The sequence below is a fragment of the Lutispora sp. genome (assembly GCF_041687175.1).
Lineage (GTDB): Bacteria > Bacillota > Clostridia > Lutisporales > Lutisporaceae > Lutispora.
Map to the genome: position 1 here is coordinate 1 of NZ_JAWLCK010000178.1, position 4,211 is coordinate 4,211.

General features: G+C 42.0%; 4 protein-coding genes. All 4 read right to left on the minus strand.

Annotated elements, in window-relative coordinates; genetic code table 11:
- Positions 1 to 11: 11 nt before the first annotated feature.
- Complete coding sequence (locus ACESM9_RS14715) at positions 12 to 1,487, minus strand: leucyl aminopeptidase (RefSeq protein ID WP_373000378.1); 1,476 nt, start codon at positions 1,485 to 1,487, stop codon at positions 12 to 14.
- 174 nt (positions 1,488 to 1,661) lie between these two features.
- Positions 1,662 to 2,678: a 4-hydroxy-2-oxovalerate aldolase gene (gene dmpG / locus ACESM9_RS14720; RefSeq protein ID WP_373000381.1), complete on the minus strand. Its 1,017-nt coding sequence runs from the start codon at positions 2,676 to 2,678 to the stop codon at positions 1,662 to 1,664.
- 3 nt (positions 2,679 to 2,681) lie between these two features.
- On the minus strand, positions 2,682 to 3,554 hold the full coding sequence (locus tag ACESM9_RS14725; protein WP_373000384.1) for an acetaldehyde dehydrogenase (acetylating): 873 nt from the start codon (positions 3,552 to 3,554) through the stop codon (positions 2,682 to 2,684).
- Positions 3,555 to 3,567: 13 nt separating this feature from the next.
- Positions 3,568 to 4,211, minus strand: a 644-nt coding sequence (locus tag ACESM9_RS14730; RefSeq protein WP_373000387.1) for a 2-keto-4-pentenoate hydratase, incomplete at its 5' end; no start/stop codon positions are given.

The following is a 4,211-nucleotide window of genomic DNA, read 5'->3' on the forward strand; positions in this document are numbered from 1 at the left end:
GTTCTCTTCCCCTATTTACTCATTAGCTTTACTATATTATAAAGCAGACTGGTGCCGAAGCCTATACCGCCTTTGGGGCAGTAAGGCAGATCCTCATGGGTCCAGTTGGTACCAGCTATATCTATATGAAGCCAGGGTTTATCCTCTACAAATTCCTGTATAAATAGGCCTCCTAAGATAGTGCCTCCACCAACAGTGGTCCCTATAGCACTGTTTTTCAGATCTGCTATGCTGGAGTTCAATACAGGCCTCAACTCTTTATCTGCCGGAAGCCTCCAAACCTTCTCACAGGCAATCTCGGAAGCCTCTTGAGCAAATCTCACCAATTCTTCATCATTGGAGATTATTCCTGCAGTTTTGTTCCCCAAAGCCATCTTTACTGCTCCTGTCAATGTGGCTATATCGATAACCTTAGTCACCTTCTGCTCTCTAATGGCATAGGTTATGGCATCTGCCAGGGTAAGTCTGCCCTCAGCATCCGAGTTGTTCATCTCTATATATTTGCCAGACATGGACTTAAGTATATCTCCAGGCAAATAGGCCTCTCCAGATATTCTGTTTTCACAGGCAGCGATGACACCTACCACATTTGCCTTCAATTCCATTTTGGCTATGGCTCTTATGGCTCCTATAACTGCTGCAGCTCCACTCATATCTCCGTGCATGGTATGCAAAGAAGCAGATGGTTTGAGGCAATATCCGCCGCTGTCATACATAACGCCTTTGCCAATAAGCCCTATTACATCCTCATTGTCTTTGTCACCAAAATATTTCATAACAATTACTTTAGGGCTGTTTACAGAGCCTTTTCCCACTGCCAGGAAAGCATTCATACCTAATTCCTCTGCTTCAGGCTTATGTATAATCATGACCTCAATATTGCATTCTTCTCCCACATTCTTTGCTTCCTCTGCCAGCTGGGCAGGAGTCATAAAAGCAGGCGGCTGGTTTATCAAATCCCTGGCCAGTATGGTGCTTTCTGCACAAACCTTGGCCTCTGCAAGAGCTTCGTCAAACCTGTCATAGGTAGTGTCGAATTCAACTCTTTCAATAGTGCTGGGCTTTACTTCCGATTTGTACTCATTGAATTCATAATCCGCGAACAAAGTTCCTTCACATATCTTTTCCACCACATCATAATCCTCTATGTACTCTTTGGCATTATCAAGGACCACTCTGATGATTCTTGCCTTCATTTTCTTGCATGCAGAATAAGCTTTTGAAAAGGCTATGAATAAGGATCTGTTGTTAATTCTATCCTTATTGCCAAGACCAACAAGCACTATATTCTGAATTTTCCCTTCTGCCAGCATCGAAAGCTTATATATCTCTCCATCTTCTCCTTTAAAAAATCCGGCTTCTATTGCAGCTTTCACTGGGACCTTGGCCTCTTCCGGAATGCACTCTGTAGTCTCCAATTCACTTCCGAATGGAATTATCAATGCATCATAATTGGAATTCTTTTCAGTAAGTTTTATAAGTTCCATAAGTATATTTTGACCTCCTTTTGATTTGCTTTGTCTTTTGCTATATTTCAAATACTTTTGCTTTTACGAAAGCTCATTGTTGATATTATATCACTCTTGATAATTAGTTATCAATTTGTCTAAGCTTACAGATAACTGTTTTTGACCAAAAAAATAGAAGCAAATTTATTGCTTCTATTGCTTATCCTTTGAAAGCTCATAGGCTACTTCAATAATCCAGTCTTCCTGTCCGCCTACTGCCTTTTTCTTCCCCAATTCTATCAATATATCTCTCACATCTACACCAAATCTATTGGCAGCTGCTCTTGCATGAAGCATAAAGCTTGAATACACTCCGGTGTAGCCAATCATCAACGAGTCTGAACTAAATCCAGGCAATTCTTTGCCCTTCTCTTTGATGATGGGAATCAAAACATTATCTCCTGCATCAATGGTTTTATACAAATCAGCATTGATGTCCATGTTCATTTTCTTCAGGACTGCTACCAGCATCTCAGTGGGAGTATTTCCTGCGCCGGCTCCCAATCCTATCAATGAACCATCTACATAGGTGGCGCCTGCTTGTATAGCTGCTATACTATTGGCTACTGCCACACCAAGGTTGTTATGGGCATGATGTCCAATAGGTACCTTCAGGTTTTCCTTCAAATACTTTACCCTTTCATATACTTCATGGGGCAGCAAGGCTCCTGCTGAATCGGTCACATATACCACATCGGCCCCATAGCTCTCCATAAGCAGAGCCTGTTCCAGCAACTTTTCCTTGTCAACCATATGGGCCATCATCAGGAAGCCTACTGTAAAGAGATCCATATCCTTGGCAGCCTTTATATGCTGCTCGGAAATATCCGCTTCAGTTATGTGAGTAGCTACTCTCACTGCTTTGGCGCCGCATTCTTTAGCCTTCTTCAAATCCTTGACTATCCCTATGCCGGGTATGAGAAGCACAGCAAGCTTTGATTTATCTAGTACAGAAGCTCCTGCCCTTATATATTCAAAATCATCATGAGGTGCAAAACCATAGTTAATCGTAGAGCCTGTAAGGCCGTCACCATGGCCTAGCTCCACAATATCTACTCCTGCTTCTTCCAAAGCCCCTGCTATTTTTTCCACGTCCTTGAGAGTATACTGATGGGAAACTGAGTGGCTCCCATCCCTCAATGTAGTGTCGGTTATATATATCCTGCTCATAGTCTATTTCACCTCCAATAGTTTGGCAGCGTAGGCTTCTCCCATCTGAACCGCTGCGCAATTGATAATATCCAGGTTGCCTGCATAGACAGGCAGGAAATCTCCCAGACCCTTTACTTCTATCATGATTGTAACTTTATTATCATCCATTATGGGGTCCATCAATACGCTGTAGCCGGGCACATAGGTCTTTATCTTTTCCACCATGTCTTCGATAGCCTTTTTAATTTTAGGGAAATCCGGATTTTTAACAAGGGTATAAATGGTATTTCTCATGTTTATTGGAGGCTCTGCAGGATTGAGGACTATGATGACTTTTGCCTTATCTGCTCCTGCCACCTGCTCTAAAGCCTTTTTGCTGGTTTCAGTGAATTCATCTATATTCTGCCTGGTGCCAGGTCCGGCGCTTTTGCTGCTGACGCTGGAAACTATTTCAACATATTCTACATCTGCTGCCTCATTTATTGCTGCAACTATTGGGATTGCGGCCTGGCCTGCACAGGTAACCATATTCACATTAACCTGCTTCAGCATTTCTTCGTTCATATTCACTGCGGGAACCACGTAGGGACCTACAGCAGCAGGAGTCAAATCTATGGCTATCTTTCCCTTTTCTTTTAATAAAGGTGCATGGTGCAGATGTCCTTTAGCTCCAGTGCAGTCAAAGAATATCTTTATATCCTCTATATCTATTACATCCTCTAAACCTTTGGTTGTGGTATTTATACCTTCTGCCTTTGCACGAGCAATTCCCTCTGACTCATATATGCCGATCATGTATGCAAGTTCCATATTTCTGCTTCTTTTTATCTTATACATCAGGTCTGACCCAATATTACCGGGCCCTATTATTGCAACTTTTACTTTATCACTCAATGAAAACAACTCCTTACACAAACTTCACTGTAACATCTCCAAGATTGGAAAAACTAACGGTTATGGTATCATTGGCTTCCGCACTTACAGCAGCAGACAAAGCTCCTGATAATATTACTTCGCCCTTTTTCAGGGTAACTCCAAACTCGGACAGCTTATTGGCCAGCCATGCTACACAGTAAGCAGGATTTCCAAAGGCATCTTCTCCTCTACCCTGATTCACCATAACTCCATTCTTATACAGCTTCATTTCCTCATTAATAATGTCCACTTGATCAATGGCGAATTTGTTATCTCCCAAAATGAACAATCCGGAAGAAGCATTGTCAGCAACCGTATCTTCCAGTTTGATTTTCCAATCCTTTATGCGGCTGCATACTATTTCTATGGAGGGCACTATATAATCTGTGGCTGCAATTACATCCTCAGTAGTAACATTTGGTCCCTTAAGATCCTCCTTCAATACAAAAGCAATCTCTCCTTCGATCTTTGGCTGCATAACCTTATCCATGGTTATGGAAGCGCCATTCTTTACTTCCATAGAGTCCAGAAGATGACCATAATCAGGCTGATCTACATTAAATACTTGCTGCATAGCTACCGAAGTAAGTCCTATCTTTTTGCCTACTACTTTGTGACCTTCTTTTAACTTTTGAT